Source organism: Parvimonas sp. oral taxon 393 str. F0440 (assembly GCA_000223315.2).
Taxonomy (GTDB): Bacteria; Bacillota; Clostridia; order Tissierellales; family Peptoniphilaceae; genus Parvimonas.
Genome location: AFUS01000004.1, coordinates 164,978 through 181,939, shown reverse-complemented (window position 1 = coordinate 181,939; position 16,962 = coordinate 164,978). Strand labels below are relative to the sequence as shown.

Annotated in this window: 16 protein-coding genes and 1 pseudogene; 11 read left to right on the top strand and 6 right to left on the bottom strand. The window is 28.3% G+C overall.

Features of this window, described 5'->3' with window-relative positions:
• Positions 1-3 precede the first annotated feature (3 nt).
• Together HMPREF9127_RS01710 and HMPREF9127_RS01705 are read right to left on the bottom strand one after the other, a co-directional pair.
• A complete protein-coding gene (locus tag HMPREF9127_RS01710; RefSeq protein WP_255261664.1) occupies positions 4-3,150 on the bottom strand; it encodes an FtsX-like permease family protein in 3,147 nt (1,048 codons plus the stop codon).
• 76 nt (positions 3,151-3,226) lie between these two features.
• On the bottom strand, positions 3,227-3,931 hold the full coding sequence (locus HMPREF9127_RS01705) for an ABC transporter ATP-binding protein (protein WP_009448191.1): 705 nt from the start codon (positions 3,929-3,931) through the stop codon (positions 3,227-3,229).
• 303 nt (positions 3,932-4,234) lie between these two features.
• On the opposite strand from HMPREF9127_RS01705, the gene HMPREF9127_RS01700 reads away from it, so the two are divergent.
• Both HMPREF9127_RS01700 and HMPREF9127_RS08720 read left to right on the top strand, forming a co-directional pair.
• Positions 4,235-4,660 carry a hypothetical protein gene (locus HMPREF9127_RS01700; RefSeq protein WP_009448242.1) on the top strand — a complete coding sequence of 142 codons (426 nt, stop codon included), beginning with the start codon at positions 4,235-4,237 and terminating at the stop codon, positions 4,658-4,660.
• Positions 4,661-4,827: 167 nt separating this feature from the next.
• Positions 4,828-5,240, top strand: a pseudogene (locus HMPREF9127_RS08720) (DUF6648 family protein).
• 40 nt (positions 5,241-5,280) lie between these two features.
• On the opposite strand, the gene radA reads toward HMPREF9127_RS08720, so the two are convergent.
• Entirely contained in the window at positions 5,281-6,648 is a 1,368-nt protein-coding gene (gene radA / locus HMPREF9127_RS01690) for a DNA repair protein RadA (RefSeq protein ID WP_009447827.1), read from the bottom strand.
• 177 nt (positions 6,649-6,825) lie between these two features.
• Here radA and HMPREF9127_RS01685 point away from each other — a divergent pair, with 177 nt between their 5' ends.
• Positions 6,826-7,980, top strand: coding sequence for an NAD(P)-dependent malic enzyme (locus tag HMPREF9127_RS01685; protein ID WP_009448045.1), 1,155 nt, complete (start codon positions 6,826-6,828; stop codon positions 7,978-7,980).
• A 783-nt stretch (positions 7,981-8,763) separates the two neighbouring features.
• Here HMPREF9127_RS01685 and HMPREF9127_RS01680 read toward each other — a convergent pair.
• The 3 genes from HMPREF9127_RS01680 to HMPREF9127_RS08710 all read right to left on the bottom strand — a co-directional run bounded on the left by HMPREF9127_RS01680 (position 8,764) and on the right by HMPREF9127_RS08710 (position 10,703).
• A complete protein-coding gene (locus HMPREF9127_RS01680) occupies positions 8,764-9,942 on the bottom strand; it encodes a M20 metallopeptidase family protein (protein ID WP_009448466.1) in 1,179 nt (392 codons plus the stop codon).
• 82 nt (positions 9,943-10,024) lie between these two features.
• Complete coding sequence (locus HMPREF9127_RS08715) at positions 10,025-10,465, bottom strand: YczE/YyaS/YitT family protein (protein ID WP_009447699.1); 441 nt, start codon at positions 10,463-10,465, stop codon at positions 10,025-10,027.
• A gap of 46 nt (positions 10,466-10,511) precedes the next feature.
• A complete protein-coding gene (locus HMPREF9127_RS08710) occupies positions 10,512-10,703 on the bottom strand; it encodes a DUF6198 family protein (protein WP_009448441.1) in 192 nt (63 codons plus the stop codon).
• Positions 10,704-11,017: 314 nt separating this feature from the next.
• Here HMPREF9127_RS08710 and HMPREF9127_RS01670 point away from each other — a divergent pair, with 314 nt between their 5' ends.
• The 8 genes from HMPREF9127_RS01670 (at position 11,018) to HMPREF9127_RS01645 (ending at position 16,956) form a co-directional block, all read left to right on the top strand.
• A complete protein-coding gene (locus tag HMPREF9127_RS01670; RefSeq protein ID WP_009448368.1) occupies positions 11,018-12,211 on the top strand; it encodes a serpin family protein in 1,194 nt (397 codons plus the stop codon).
• A gap of 149 nt (positions 12,212-12,360) precedes the next feature.
• Positions 12,361-13,995 carry a DNA polymerase III subunit gamma/tau gene (dnaX, locus tag HMPREF9127_RS01665; protein WP_009448270.1) on the top strand — a complete coding sequence of 545 codons (1,635 nt, stop codon included), beginning with the start codon at positions 12,361-12,363 and terminating at the stop codon, positions 13,993-13,995.
• 54 nt (positions 13,996-14,049) lie between these two features.
• Positions 14,050-14,232, top strand: coding sequence for a hypothetical protein (locus tag HMPREF9127_RS08705; protein ID WP_009448117.1), 183 nt, complete (start codon positions 14,050-14,052; stop codon positions 14,230-14,232).
• 151 nt (positions 14,233-14,383) lie between these two features.
• Entirely contained in the window at positions 14,384-14,551 is a 168-nt protein-coding gene (locus tag HMPREF9127_RS08700) for a hypothetical protein (protein WP_009448146.1), read from the top strand.
• Positions 14,533-15,252 (top strand): serpin family protein, encoded by a 720-nt coding sequence (locus tag HMPREF9127_RS08695; RefSeq protein ID WP_482198136.1) that lies wholly within the window; start codon positions 14,533-14,535, stop codon positions 15,250-15,252. Before HMPREF9127_RS08700 ends, HMPREF9127_RS08695 begins: the two co-directional genes overlap by 19 nt.
• Positions 15,253-15,432: 180 nt before the next feature.
• The gene (locus HMPREF9127_RS01655) at positions 15,433-15,774 is read left to right on the top strand and encodes a YbaB/EbfC family nucleoid-associated protein (protein ID WP_009447965.1); all 342 of its coding nucleotides are present in this window, start codon (positions 15,433-15,435) and stop codon (positions 15,772-15,774) included.
• A gap of 2 nt (positions 15,775-15,776) precedes the next feature.
• The gene (gene recR, locus HMPREF9127_RS01650; RefSeq protein WP_009447880.1) at positions 15,777-16,385 is read left to right on the top strand and encodes a recombination mediator RecR; all 609 of its coding nucleotides are present in this window, start codon (positions 15,777-15,779) and stop codon (positions 16,383-16,385) included.
• A gap of 25 nt (positions 16,386-16,410) precedes the next feature.
• Entirely contained in the window at positions 16,411-16,956 is a 546-nt protein-coding gene (locus HMPREF9127_RS01645) for an AzlC family ABC transporter permease (protein WP_009447883.1), read from the top strand.
• Positions 16,957-16,962 lie beyond the last annotated feature (6 nt).

Genomic DNA, 16,962 nt, shown 5'->3' with positions numbered 1-16,962 from the left:
TTTCTATTCCACGTCTTTTAATGATTCTATCATTGGAACTTTTTTAAGCATTATTTTTACTACGAAGTAAACAATGAATGTAAAAAATAGTGTTACTAGTGCTGAGTAAATGTAGCTTATTAATTTTACTTTGTTGAAAAATCTGATTGAGTCCATAGCAAGTTGTTCCATAATGTTTATGTGAAGGCTATATCCTACAAATATTCCCAGTCCTATTCCTATCATTGTTAGTATTACGGTTTCTTTGTAAATATAATTGTCAATTTCCAAAGGATAGAAGCCTAAAACTTTAAGTGTTGCAATTTCTCTTTTTCTTTCAGAGATATTTATATTACTTAAATTATATAGAACTACTATTGACAAGAAGCCTGAACATATTACAATTAGCAAGATAATTGAGTTTACGCTGTAAGATGCATCATCAATTATTTTTTTCAAAGAGTAGATACTTACACCTTTTACTGCAACGGAATTTTTTTCCAAATCATTTATTACTTTTTCAATATTGTCCTTACTTCCGTCATTTAAAAGCATTAATTTAGTATTTTTTATAGGTTTTCTAAAGAATGTCTGTTCATAAGTTTTTTCATTCATTATAAAGAAATTACCGACATGATTTTCAAAAATTCCCGCAACAACTCCCTTATACTCTTTATTGTTATTTATAAAGGTGATTTCATCTCCAACTGAAAGAGAAAATTTTTCAGCTAATTTTCTATTTATATAGATACCGTCATTTAATTTTTCAATTTTTTGCTCCCCATTGTAAAGTGCAAAGAATTTTGAAAAATCGCTCAAATTATCTGTTGTAAAAACGGCAATTCTTTCGTCAAAACTCTTATCTGATTTTATATTTACAGATGTTGTTGCTATATCAATACTTTCGTTAATATCCTTATCGGCTTTTATTTCTTCATCAAATTTATCCAAATCTTTTTGTAATGCCATCGGATTGTAAATAACTGATGTGTGATATTTTGTGTATTTTGAGTATTGTAAATCGGAAACTCCGTCAAGGCTATCTTTTATTCCAAATCCAAGAACCAAAAGTCCCATACATCCCATTACACCTATTATTGTCATTGTAAGTCTTAGTTTATATCTGAATACATTTCTTAGAGTTGCTTTTTGTAAAAAAGAAAGTTCTTTCCAAATATAAGGTATTTTTTCCAGAAATACGAAATTTCCGGACTTTGGAGCTTTTGCTCTCATAAGTGATGAAATTTTTTCCTTTAGTGTTTTCATACAAGTTATATATGATACAAAAGCTGTGCAGAAAATTGCAATTAAAATTCCAACAGTAATTATTTCCGGATAGTAATTGTCAAAAACTTTTGGAAATATAAAGGCTTTTAAGTATGAACCATATACAAGCGGAGAAATTATTTTAAATCCTAAAACAGTTCCTATTGCTCCCCCTATCAAACTAGCTAAAAGTCCATAGTAAAAATATTGCTTTGCAATGTCCATATTGCTATATCCCAATGCCTTTAATGTTCCTATCTGTATTCTATTTTCATCAACCATTCTAGTCATTGTTGTAAGTGATACCAAAAGAGCGATGAAATAGAAAAATAATGAGAATACATTTGAAACTCCATAAATTCCATTAGCTGCAAAATAAACTTTTGAAGTCGCTGATGAACTGAATCCGTCTTCTATATTGTAAGTTGGCTCTATCAATTTAGATAAAATTTCATCTCCTTCAGAAATTTTACTGTCTGCCTCTGAAATTTTACTTTTGGCATCTTCCACTTCATCTTTTCCTTTATTTAATTTTAAGTTATTTTCTTCAATTTCCGCCTTTTTTTCAACTAATTTTGAATAGTATTCATCAAATTTACGCATTCCTTGTTTTGCTTGACTTTTCAATTCGTCCATTTTATTTTCTAAATTTTCAATTTCAAAAGCTAATTTTTTATCCCCTTCATCTAATTTAGAAATATTTTCTGAAATAACTGATAAATTCGTATTAACAGAATCTAAATTTTTTTGAATTGTCTGTAAAGCAATATTTAATTCAGCTAATTTTTTATTAATTCCTTCTTTCTTTGCCTTATATTCATTTTCGTCAATCAAATTTGAATTGTAATTTTCTTCAAGTAATCTCAATTCCTGATTTAAGGCTTTTATTCCCAATTCAATTTCTGATTTCTTTTTTTCTAATTCTTCTTTGTTTTTTACCAAAGAATTATTTTTATCGACTAAATCTTCCCTATTTTTATATAACTCAGTCCTTTTGTCATACAAATTATTTATAGCATCTGTCAATTTATCTTGATTTTCATTTATTAAATTAATAAACTGATTTTTTTGGTAATTCAAATCTGCAAAAGCTCTTCTTAAATCTTTTCGACCATTTTCCAACTTTTCAAGATTTTCTTGTAATTTTTTTTCGTTTTCTTCAAGATCTAATTTATTTTTAGAAAGTTCTTCCTTATTTTCATCTAAAATATCTCGTTTTTGTGAGTAAATTAACTCATAAACTTCTCCGGCTCTATTTTTAAACATTTCTTGTAACATAAGTTTTTTATCATTTTTTAAATTTTCAAAACTTTTGCTATTCATATTCAAATTATTTAAGTCTGAGAAAATTATTTTTGCATACGAAAAGTAGGTGAAATCAAAAGTATCTTTTGAAACTATCGCCAAATATCCGTTTTCTGTAGTTCCCATTAATAGTGTAGTTAAAACTTCAGGACTTTTGATAAAGCCTTTTACAGTAAATTTATTTTGTTTTAATTTTTTTACTTCGTCTTTAAAAATTCCAAATTTTTCAACATTTTTAAAGTCTATTTCATCTCCGATTTTGTATTTATCTCTCAATCTTTCATCCAATAAAATATCGGAGTCCGATGTAATATCTTCCCCTTCTATTACTTGAACGGTACTTATTTTTTCGGGCTTATTTTCAATAGTAAAATCGACTTCTCGATCTTCGTCTTTTAGATTTATACTATATCCATATTCAACATCTTTTAAATTTTCCAAACGGGAAATTATATCCTCATCTTCTTTTTGCAATCCAAAATTTGAAGAAATTTTAAAATCATATAAATTCCCTTCGCTAATGTGTTTATCTACACTTCTTCGCATTATATGTGGAGTTATTTTAAGTCCGACAAATACCATTACTCCAAGTCCTATCATAAATACGATGGATAAAAATTTTGGAAATGTTCGAAAGATTGTTCTGTAAAAATTTTTAAACAATGTTTTTTTCATACTACCACTCAATTTCCTTTATGTCCTTTGGATTTTTATTTAAAATCACTTTTTTTACTGTACTGTCGTTAATTTCAATAACTCTGTCTGCCATTGGTGCAATGGCTTGATTATGAGTGATTAAAATTACAGTTGTATTTGTACTTTTACATCTTTGATGTAGAAGCTCTAAAATTTTTTTACCTGTATGATAATCTAAAGCTCCTGTAGGCTCATCGCAGAGAAGCAATTTAGGATTTTTACATAGAGCTCTGGCTATTGCAACTCTCTGTTGTTCCCCACCGGATAATTGGCTAGGAAAATTTTTTAGTCTATGAGACAATTCAACAGACTCCAAAACGCCTGTCGGATTTAAACTTTCCTTTACAATTTGTCCTGCCAGTTCAACATTTTCCAAAACAGTTAAGTTTGAAATTAAATTGTAAAATTGAAAGACAAAGCCTACATCATATCTTCTATAGTCATTTAATTGTCTTTTATTAAATTTACAAATATCTTTACCATCTATATAGATTTCTCCACTTGTAGCATCATCCATTCCGCCTAAGATATTTAGAATTGTAGATTTTCCCGCTCCTGAAGGTCCAACGATAACGCAAAATTCACCATGCTCTATTTCGAAAGAAACATCCCTATTTGCAACAATCTCTGAACTCTTCCCTTCATTATATTTTTTATAAACGTTTTTAAATTCAACAAAAGCCATAATTCCCCCTGTTTCAATATATTCAATATATTTTTAAAATTATAAAATTATCCATATCTACCTAATTTTACTTTAGCACAAAACTGAAAAAAAATCAAGATTTGTAAATTTTATAAATTGAAAATATTTTTAGCAAATCATTTTTATATCTTCTAATTTTAATATCGTTTGCAAAAATATTTTTTGAAATTATTAAAAATATTTATTTTTCAAACTTTATATTAAACTTTTTTATAGAAAAAACACTTGTATTATTTATTGCAAAATGGTATAATGAGAAAAAGAAATTAAGGGGTGGTTGAAATGTTAAATTTTGTACTTGGTCCTTCAGGATCTGGAAAAACTAAATGGTTAATAGATAAAGCTAACGAAGAAATGAGAAAAGGAAATGGAAATATCATTTTTATTGATACTGATGACACTCATATTTTCAGCTTAGACCACAGTGTTAGATTAACAAATGCAAAAGAATACGAAATAGTAAATCTTGACAAATTATTCGGATTTATTTTCGGAATTGTTTCAAGAGATTATGATGTGGAAAAAATCTATATCGACGGTATCTATTCAATAATTGATCTTGATAGCGAAAAGCTTTGTAAATTTAAGAAAGATGTCGATGCACTTTGTGAAGATCACAAACTTGAAGTTTTCATGGGAATTAATCTTCCTAAAGAACAACTTTGTGAAGGTGGTCAAGCAAGTTGTGTAGAATTAAAAGTTGACTAGATTTAAAAAGCATCGTTAAGGTGCTTTTTTTGTGATATGAATATACCTACAGTACAACTTGAAAAATTTTTCAAAAAGAGAAATGAATTAATTACTGACCTTTCAATTGGAAAAATAGATAAAATTTCTTTTTTAGAAAAAATTATGAATTGATACAAAATTTAAGTATGAAACCACTTTTAAATATATCCTCGCTGGAAGAAGGAATGTATAATTACCAATATTACAATATTCTAGCAAAGTTTTTTAAACAAAAATCAATTTTGTATTCAAATAATAGAAAAAACAAAAAAAGTATAATGAAAATCTTATGAAATCTAATAATTATTATGCAGAAAAAGATAAATATCTTTTTAAGATTATTGACTTTTTGGATGAAAATTCCACAGAGGCATATTTCATAGATATGAATTCAAAAAGACTTAATAATTCTATTTATGAAATTGTAGTAAAGGATGTTGAATATGCAATTTTTCACTCTATGAACGGTAAGATTTTAGAAAAATTGAAAGAAAAAAATATATTTATAAATGAAATTAGAATTTCAAAAATAAATGACTATGTTAATACTAATATTTAAAAGGTTGTGTAGCACATACACAACCTTCTTTTCTTAATAATTAAACATTTCTAAAAACTTTGTCAATAACTTCTTTTAGTGTTTTAGATTTTTCAACTTTTAATGTTTTTAAATTCTTTATATCCACAACTTCATTTGAAATATATACCTTTTTGTAGCCCATTCTGTCAAGTTCTATTAATCTTTCACTTAAATTCGGAACTTTCTTTAATTCTCCTGTAAGTCCAACTTCTGCAATAAATACATTATCTCTTGGAACCGCTTTATTTAAAATCGAAGACGCAACAGAAATAATTACAGCCAAATTTACAGATTGTTCTGATATTTTTAGTCCTCCCGTAGTCTTTAAAATTACATTTTTATTATATAAATTAAATCCGGCTCTTTCTTCTAAAATTGAAAGCAATGTATTTAATTGATCTTTTTTAAGACTGTCCCCGATTCTTGCAGGATAACTTGTAAAAGACTGTGAAACCAAACTTTCAACTTCAACAACTAACATTCTGCTTCCCTCTTTTACAACGGACAATACACTTCCACAAATGTCCTTTTCTCTTTGAGTTACAAAAAATTCTGACGGATTTTTAATTTCCAAAAGTCCGTACTCTTCCATTTTAAAAAGTCCGATTTCTCCCGTTCTTCCAAATCTGTTTTTTGTACTTGTAAGAGTTCTTAAACTTTCATCAGACTCTCCCTCTAGTAGTAAAACTGAATCCACCATATGCTCCAAAGTCCTAAGTCCTGCCATTTCATCTTGTTTTGTCATATGGCAAACTATAAAGACTGCTCTTGGCTTTTTATTATTTTTTGCAATTCTAACCAATTCATTTATACATTCGACAGTCTGTGTCGGAGAACCTGCTCTTGAAGGAATTGAACTTAACATAACAGTTTGAATACTGTCTAAAATTACAATTTCAGCGTCAACCTCTTCAATTGAATTTAAAGCCTCATCCATACTTTGTGTAGATTGAATCCAAATATTTTCAGGAATTTCCTTTACAATTCTATTTGCCCTCGACTTTATCTGTGATGAACTTTCCTCTGCAGAAATATAGATAGTTTTTACATTTTTACTCGCGAAGTCTAGTGCAAGTTGTAAAAGCAATGTACTTTTACCACAACCGGGTCTTGCAGTTAAAATATTTACACTATCCCTTACAATTCCACCACCTAAAACACGATTTAACTCATCTATTCCTGTTATAAATCTATCATTTTCATTTACATTTACATTTTTAAGTTTTTCAACTTTTCCCTTTGCAACAATTTTATCGCTAGAGCTTTTTACATCGGAAACTTCAATCTCTTCTATCGTTCCCCAACTACCGCAAAAACTACATTTTCCTTGCCAACCCAATGACTCTTTTTTGCAATTTGAACATATATATTTTTTCTTTATCTTCATTTTAATCACCAACTATATTTTAATGTAAAAATTTTTAAAAAGCAATAGGAGAAATTTAATCTATTGTGTATATTAAAAAATTTAATGAAATTCACTTTCGCTTTTTGTATTGACTTTTGGAATTCTTTGTAGTATATTAAATTTGAATGAATATTTTTATATAAAGGAGATAAAAAAATGGATGTTTACGAAAAAGCCTTGTTGCTTCATGAACAATGGCAAGGAAAACTATCAACAGAATTAAAAGCAGAATTGAATAATGCAGAGGATTTAACTTATGCATATACTCCGGGTGTTGCAAGACCTTGTATGGAAATAAGCAAAGACCCTTCTTTAGCTTATAAATATACAAGCAAAGCTAATACTATTGCTGTTATTTCTGATGGAACTGCTGTTTTAGGTCTTGGAGATATAGGTCCTGAAGCGGCTATGCCTGTTATGGAAGGAAAGTGTTGTTTATTTAAAAAATTCGGTGGAGTTAATGCTGTTCCTCTAGTTTTAAATACAAAAGACCCTAAGGAAATTATTTCAATTGTAAAAGCTCTTGCTCCTACATTTGGTGGAATTAATCTTGAAGATATTTCTTCTCCAAGATGTGTTGAAATTGAAAGAACATTAATAGATGAACTTGATATTCCGGTATTCCACGATGACCAACATGGTACTGCAATAGTTGTTACAGCGGCTTTAATCAATGCATTAAAATTAGTAAAAAAAGAAGCTAAGGATGTAAAAGTTGTTGTTTCAGGAGCCGGTGCTGCAGGATATTCAATCATAAAATTAATTATGACGTTGGGTGTTGAAAATGTAATAGCATTCGACTCAAAAGGTGCAATCAATAAAAAACATTCAGAAAATTATAATTTTGTAAAGAAAGAATTAGCTGAAATAACAAATAAAGAACAAAAAGATATGACTATGAAAGAAGCATTTGTAGGTGCCGACGTATTCATAGGAGTAAGTCAAAAAGATTTAGTTACTAAAGAAATGGTAGCTTCAATGAATAAAGATGCGATTGTATTTGCAATGGCAAATCCTCAACCTGAAATTCTTTATGCAGATGCAAAAGAAGCCGGAGCAAGAGTTGCTGCAACAGGAAGATCAGATATGCCTAATCAAATTAACAATGTAGTTGCTTTCCCTGGAATTTTTAAAGGTGCTTTAGAAGCAAAGGCTAAGAAAATTACTGATGAAATGAAATTAGCTGCAGCATACGGACTTGCAAGTATGATTCCTGATGACAAAATTAGAGAAGATTATATTATTGTTTCCGCTTTTGAAGAAAATGTTGCTGATACTGTTGCAAAAGCAGTTGCAGAAAAAGTTAAATAGTAAATATTTAGTATTAAAATCCTCAACAAATGTTGAGGATTTTTTGTTTATAATGTTTTTTGGATGTATAGAAGATACATTTAGTTTTACTTGTAAACAAGTAAAACTATGAGATCTCTCGACTACGCTCGAGATGATGTATTAGGGGAATTTCTTTACCAGTTGTTATGACGTGAAACTTTTTGTTTACTTAACGATTTTTTTAAAAGATTATTTACTGTTCACATTAAACTATTATACGAAGATTTTTCCTTATACGTCATTTTGGCTGACACGTTAGCGAAACTGATTCTAGCCCTAACTTTTGCTGTTTACAAGAAACAAAGTTAGGGCTAGATTGACTCCGTTATACTCCACTCAAGATGACGTATTAGGCACATTTCTTTAGCAATTGTTATGACGCGAAACTTTTTGTTTACTTAACGATTTTTTTAAAGATTATTTACTGTTCACGTTAAGCTATTGAACGAAGATTTTTCCTTGTACGTCATTTCGACCATAGCGTTAGCGAAATCGAATCTAGCCCTAACTTTTGTTGTTTATTCATAAACAACAAAAAGTAGGTCTGACACAAAGATTGTTCAAATCTTTGATTTGAGTATAATCGACTGTGGAAATCTCACATTTTTGTTGCAAATAAGAACCCCACCCTTCCACGATGCTTTGCATCGGGTGGGTTCCCGGGAACCTTGTTGTTTCACAATAAAAATGAATGTATCGGAGATACATAAAAAATAAATTTGAGAATACAAAATAGATTGTCGTTTTCGACAATCCATTTTATTAACTCAAATATTTAAAAACAGTTCCTAATACTGCACACATTCCCTTGTAAAACAAACTTTCTTCAACATCAAATTTGCTATGATGATGAGGATAAATTTTATCACCCTCGTGAAGCTTAGGGTTTGAAAGCATAAAGTAAGTTCCTTTTGCTCTTTGTAAGAAGTAAGCAACATCTTCTCCACCCATACTTGGATTTTTTATTATTTCAACTGAATCCTCTCCTAAAACTTCTTTTGTGTTTTCTATAAAAAATTCAGTAAATTTTTCATCATTCATTACTACCGGATACATAAAGTGATAAATTGTTTCAGCTTCACAATTATAAGTTTTTGCAATCCCATCTGCGATTTCTTCAATTCTCTTTGCAATAAATTCTCTAACTTTTTCGTCTAAAGTTCTAACTGTTCCCTTGATATAAACAGATTCCGGAATTACATTATGAGCAGTTCCTCCTCTAATTATTCCGATAGTCAAAACTGCATTTGAAATTGGATTTATTTCTCTTGAAATTATCTTTTGAAGTCCAAGCACAATTTCTGATGAAACTACAATCGGATCTGCTGACAGATGAGGTGTTGCAGCATGCGATGATTTTCCTTTTACAGTTATTTCAAAAATATCAGCAGATGCCATTATGGCTCCTGTTTTTACTCCTATTTTCCCATATTCAATAGGAATTAAACAGCCTTCGTGAAGTCCTATTACCGCATCAACTTTAGGATTTTCCATACAGCCCTCTTCAATCATAGGTAAAGCCCCTCCCGGCGTTTCTTCTCCGGGTTGGAAAAATATTTTTACTGTTCCTTTAAGTTTATCTCTATTTTCGTTTAATATCATACAAGCTCCAAGTGCCATAGCAGTATGTCCATCATGTCCACAAGCATGCATATTTCCATTTGTAGATGCAAAAGGAAGTCCTGTTTCTTCAACAACGGGAAGTGCATCACTATCCGCTCTTATCGCTATACATTTTCCCTCTTGCTCTCCATCAATTTGAACAACAATTGCATTTCCATTTAACAATTTTTTGTAGTTTACACCTATTTCATCTAAAACTTTTGAAATATATTCCATTGTCTTTGGCAGTTCCAACTCCAATTCCGGAATTTGATGTAAATCTCTTCTTATTTTTATAACTTTCTCTTCTTTTTCTTTAACTAATTTTATAATATCCATGAAAAACTCCTTGTTTTTAATTGAATTAATATAGCTATATAATACCACTTTTTACAACAAAAAAATAGGGTTCCCTCCTATTTTAAGCAATAACTTCTTTTTGAAATTTTTCTTCATCACTATTTACACTATCAGCCAATCCCTCGTCCAATATTCCATTAAGAACAGGAGTAAGAAATTTTCTGATAAGTTGTATAAAAGGTCCTGTAAAGAATGTTATAATTAATGTTCCAATTCCGACAGTACTTCCCAATGAAAAGCCTATTATAACAAGTATAAAATCTGAAACAACTCTTACAGTTCTGTAAGGAAATTTTATTTTATCACTTATCAATTCAGAGATTCCATCAGCCGCTCCAACACCTAAACCCGCAAAGATGTAAACTGCAACTCCGATAGATATGATAAATGTTCCTATTAAACAAATTATAACTCTATAAACTAAATGTATATCTTGTAAATTAATCCATCCAAAAAGAAAATTCATAGTTTCAACTGTATAACCTACCGTAAAAATAGCCAAAATTGATGATATATTTATATATTTTTATCCACAAAGAATATTATACTTAAAAAACTAAGTTAAAAATTACTGCACAATTTCCATAGCTTAATCCTAAATGTTTGGACATTCCAAGCTGAACTGTACTTGCAGGATCAAATCCCAAATTTACTTTTATTGTTAAAAATACACCTATTCCCAATATAATCATTCCGATTATAGTCATAGCAGTCCTAATAAATAATTTATCTTTTTTCATCTTTTTATCTCCTAAACGCACATATAATTATTCTATAAAAAATAAAAAATTTGTCAATATTTAAAAATGAATTTATAAAGTATTCTGTATTTAAAGAATTTTGTTAATTTATTTAAAATTATACTTTATCTAAAAAATAGTTGACATGTTTTTATAAAAGTGTTACTATGGTATTGTAATAAATTATTTTTTATTTGAAAAGATAAGATTCCCTGACACCATCCGATGCCAAGCATCGTGGAAGAGTGGGATTATTATTCATTATTACATATTTTTAATATTTAGTTATTCCAGTATAAAAGCGGAGGTGTGCTATGAAAAAACTATTAAAAACTATCCTAATTTTATTTATTTCTATTTCTTTGGTATCTTGTTCAAAGGCAGAAAATCCAAAAGCACCAAAGAAAGTTGAAAAATCAGGAAAGTTATTCCCGGAAAACAAAGATAAATTAGTATTTGACAAAAGAAGAGTAGTTACTTTGAACAAAGTTAATTTTGATATTTTTAAAAATTTGGTGAAAGAAAATGGAAATGATAAAAATATATTTTTATCACCTATGTCAATACAACAATCTATTTATATGATTTCTCTAGCCACAGATGATAGAGAAGATCTAAGCGGTTTAACTTCTATCATTAGTGGTCACATTCTAAATTTAAAATTAAAAAATTCATCCCTATCAAACTTAATTACATTAAATTTAGAAAATATCAAAGGTGAAACAAAAGAAATTAACTATGATAATATTAGAACAGTTAAAACTGCAAAAGAAGGAACTGAATATTATCAAGATTTTCAATATTCTATATTAAAAGAAGTTTTGGATGATAAAGAATTAGAAAATACTTCTATAGCCGGTTTTTTTAGTGCAGTACATTTTGAAGCAAAATGGGATCAACCATTTAGTAAAGAAAAAACTGAAAAACGAGATTTCACAAAACTTGACGGCACAAAAATACAAGTAGATACAATGCTTAATACATTTAAAAATGTAAAAGGTATATCAGATAATAATATAGATATGTTTGCGATTAAAGCAAATGGTTCAAATATTTATTTCATAAGAAAGAAAAATAACGATATGTTAGGAACCGGAGACTTATTATCTTATATTTCAGATTTAAGAGAAAGTACTGAAACTTATGACGTAAATTTCTATTTACCAAAAATAGATATAAAATCTAGTGTTGACTGTAAAAGTTCTTACAAAAAATTTGTTTCAGAAAAACTATTTAATTCTTTTAAACTTGAAAAATTATTGGGAAATGCCGAAATTAAAATAACTGAAGCTAAGCAAAATTCAATTTTAAAAATTGATGAAAATGGTATAAATGTTAAAGATGCAGAAAAATCATCAAACGAATCAAATGGTGTCGCAAAAAACGGTGAATTAACAGTAAAAATGGATGGACCTTTTTATATTGTTATTGAAGACATGGAAGAAAACGCTAATACTGAAATGATAACTTTTTCATCATATATAGCTGATCCAAGTAGTAACAAATAGAGATTGCAGGTCTTAATCATAATAGTAAATACAATTAGAAAAATGTAGATAATTAAAAAATTAGAGAAATTGATTTTTTCAATTTCTCTTTTTATGATATAATATATATATATATATAATACATTAATCAAAATATTAGAGGTGAAATTTTGAAACAAGCCATATATAGAGAATTTAGACCAAAGGATTTTACAAGAGTTGTTGGGCAAGAACATATAGTCGAAATTTTAAAAAATCAAATAAGAACAGGAAATTTAGGTCATGCCTATCTGTTTTCAGGAATCAGAGGAACAGGAAAGACGAGTTGTGCCAAAATTTTTGCACGTGCAGTGAATTGTTTAAATCCGATTGACGGAAATCCTTGTAATGAATGTGAAAATTGTAAAATGATTTTAGAAGACAAGGCTCTTGAAGTTGTCGAAATGGATGCTGCAAGTAATAGACGTATTGACGATATAAGGGAATTAAAGGAAAAAGTAATCTATCCCCCACAAATTGTAAAATACAAGGTCTATATAATAGATGAAGCCCATATGATTACAAATGAAGGTTTTAATGCTCTTTTAAAAATATTAGAAGAACCGCCTAAACATTTAATTTTCATACTTGCGACAACTGAAATTGACAAACTTCCTGATACTATCATTTCAAGATGTCAAAGATTTGAATTTAAAAGAATTAATAATTCAGATATAGTTAAAAATATAAATTATGTTTTAAATAATCTAAATGTCGAAGTGGAAGAAGATGGAATTAATTTGATTTCAGAACTTTCTTCAGGGGCGATGAGAGATGCACTAAGTCTTTTGGATCAAGTCGTTGCTACGGGAAAAGAAAAAATTACCATTGAAGATATAAATGAATGTTTGGGACTTGTAAACCTGAATATGTTATTCGAGCTTTCAAAGTCAATTTTAAATTCTTCAAAAAATGAGACAATAGAAACTTTTAGAAATTTAGTTGAAAATGGAAAGACTCCACATAATATTATTATTGATTTAATAAAACATTTCAGAAATATAATTTTAGTAAAAAGTGTAAAAAAAGAACTTACAACTCTAAATGATGTTGAGTATAAGAGGTATTTAGAACATTCAAACAAATTTGAAATAGCTGAGCTTATTTACATTTTAGAAAATCTATTAGATGTTGAAGATAAGATGAAAAAAAGTGATATGCAAAATGCTCTAGCTGAACTTTTAATTATAAAAATATGCTCTTTTAAAAAAGAAAAATCTGAAATGGAAAAGAGAATTGAAAGTCTTGAAGAAATTATAAAGAGCGGAAATTTAAAAGTTGATATTGTAGAAAAAGTTGATTCTACAAAAGAAGTTGAGGAAGAAGTTGTTGAAGCTGTTCAAAATACAGAAGATTTAGAACATTATAAATATATTGAAAATCCAATAGAATCAGAAGATATTGAAAATGATGAAAATGTTGTAGCTGTTGCTAATAAAGACAAAATTGAAGATATAGAGCAACCTAATGAAGATATTTACGAAAAGATAGATTTAACATCTTTTAAGGATGTTTTAAAAACAACCATTTTCAAAAAAACAGTATCCAAACTTTTTGATGAGAGTGTAAAAGAAATTTACTATTTTCCAAAAGAAAATTTCTTACATATTGACTGTAAAGAATATTTATTTAAGTTTGGAAGTTATAAATTAGATGAAAATAATTCTTTCATTTTAAAGGAAACTGTTGTTTTAAATGAATTTTTTACAAAGGTTAATATGCCGGTTCAAAATTCTTTGACTGTTTATGCAAATTTTATAGATTAGTTCAGACTGTTGTTGATTTTTAGCCTATTATATTGTCTAGAATGGAGGTATGCTATGAAAAAACTATTAAAAACAATTTTTTTGATGTTCATTTCAATTTCTTTTGTATCTTGCACTAAGGCGGAGAAATTATTTCCTGAAAACAGAGAAAAACTGGTATTTGATGCATCACAGACAAAGCAGACAAATAAAGTAAATATGGATATTTTTACAGCTTTATTAAAAACAAAAAACTGACGATAATTTAGTTCTATCCCCTATTTCAATACAAAGATGTTTAGATTTAATCTCTCTTTGTACTGATGACAGAGAAAATTTACCACTTTTTAAATTTTACGATCAATCACATCTTCAAAATTTAAAATTTAAAAATACTAAGTTGGCAAATTTGATTTTAATAAACTTACAAAATATCAAAGGTGAAACTAAAAATCTTAATTATGACAATATTAAAACAGTTAAATCAGCAGAAGAAGGAACTAAAGTTTATCAAAAATTTCAAAAATCCAACTTAGATGAAATTTTGGATAAAGAAAAATATCTGATGATGTTGTAGCCAGTTTTATCGACACAATTAATTACGAGGTAAAATGGAAACAACCATTTGACGAAAAAAAGACTGAAAAAAGAGATTTTACAAAATCTGACGGCACAAAAATACAAGTTGATACAATGTATAATCATTTTGAAAATGTAACAGCTATATCTAATGATGTAATGGAAATATTTTCTATTAGGTCAAATGATTCAAATATTTATTTTATAAAGCCTAAAGAAGAACATAATTTTTCTGCAGAACAATTACAAGATCTTATAAATACTTTTAAAGAAAATAAGGAAAGATATGAAGTAAATTTCTATTTGCCAAAAATAGATATTAAATCACAGGTTGATTTTATGAATCTATTTCCAAAGATTGGACTTGGCAAATTGCTAAATGAATTCAAAATAGAAAAATTATTGCCTGATATGAATGTTAAAGTTTGTAAGGCTAAACAAACTTCTACATTAAAAATTAATGAAAAAGGTGCAAAAGCAAAAGCAGTAACAAAAATAGATGTTAAAGAGACAAGTATGCCTGTGGAAAACAAAAATATTGATATTAAAATGGATAGACCTTTCTATATCATTATAGAAGACCATGACGAAAACAGCAAGGCAGATTTGATAACTTTCACAGCATATATTGTAGATCCAAGTAAAAATAAATTTAGTTTAAAGGCAGTATCGGATTTAATCCGATATTGCTTTTTTTAGTCTTTACAAAATTATATATACTTTATCTTATTATTGTAAATTATTGATTTATCCTTAAAAAAATGCTATTATAAAGTATAAATTTTGAAGTTTTATGTTATTTGATTAACAAAAAAATTTTATTAAAAACAAATTTGAGATTAAATAATTTGATTATTTAATTTTTTTTAGGAGGTAATTATGGCTAAAGGCGGTTTCCCTAAATTCGGCGGTGGCATGAATATGGGCAATATGATGAAACAAATGCAAAAAATGCAAAGAGAACTTGAAAATACGCAAAAACTTTTAGATGAAGAAGAAGTTTCTGCAACATCAGGTGGTGGAGCAGTTGAAGTAACTGTTAATGGAAAAAAAGAAGTTTTAAGTATCAAACTTGATCCTGAAGTTGTTGATCCTGATGATATAGAAATGTTACAAGATTTAATTATGACAGCTATAAATGAAGCTAATAGAAAAGCTCAAGAAAAACACGATTCAGAAATTAATAAAATAACAGGCGGAATTAATATTCCGGGATTATAAAAATGAATAATTATACTAAATCTATAGATGAAGTTATTCACTATTTGTCAAAACTTCCATCTATCGGAAGAAAATCTGCAACTAAAATGGCTTTGAAAATTTTAGAAATGGATGATGATTTTACTATTGGATTTGCAAAAAGTCTTATTAATATGAAAAAGAATACTCATCATTGTAAAATTTGTGGAAATTTAACAGAAGATGAAATCTGCAATATTTGTGCTGATGAAAAGAGAGATAAGTCAATTATTACTATTGTAGAAGATATGCAAGGTGTAATAAGCCTTGAAAAAACTAAAGTATATAAAGGAACTTATCATATTTTAAATGGTCTTGTTACTCCAAGAGAAGGAATAACTTTAGACGACTTAAATGTAGATTCACTTTTAGATAGAATTGAAAAAGATAATGTAAAGGAAGTTATTTTCGCTATAAGTCAAACAATTGACGGCGAATTAACTGAAATTTATATTGTAGATTTACTAAAAAATTTCAAAAACTTAAAAATTTCAAAGATTGCTAATGGAATTCCTATAGGTAGAAGCATAGACAATTATGATGAATTAACATTTTTAAAGGCATTAGAGGACAGAAGAGAGATAGAATATTAGGTTTCTAATGTTTATGGGGGAAAATATGAAATCGACAAAGAACAATTTTATTTCAGGTGTTCGACATTCAATACCTATATGGATAGGTTATATCCCATCAGCAATTACTTTGGGAATTCTATGTAATACTAATTCACTAGGTTTGTTACATGCTTTTTTAAGTTCTTTTGTTTTATATTCGGGTGCTGCCCAATTTATGTTGGTAGGTTTTTTGACATCAAGTGTTCCGCTTTTCGGAATTGCAGTTTCCGTATTTTTATTAAACACAAGACTATTCCTTATGTCTGCTACTCTTGGAGCAACAGTAGATAAGGTAAATCATAAAGCGTTCCCTATTGTAGGATGGTTACTAACAGATGAAAGTTTTTCTATACTTTCATTTAATAAAGACAAAGTAAACACAGCTTTTACACTTGGTGTGCAAATTCCACCTTATTTTATTTGGGGAATTTTCACAATAGTGGGTTACTTTTTGGGAGATTTTTTACCACAAAATTTAAAGGTTGCTTTCAGTGTCGGTCTTCTTGGACTTTTCGTAGCACTATTAGTACCGAATGTAAAAAACATTTAGTAACTG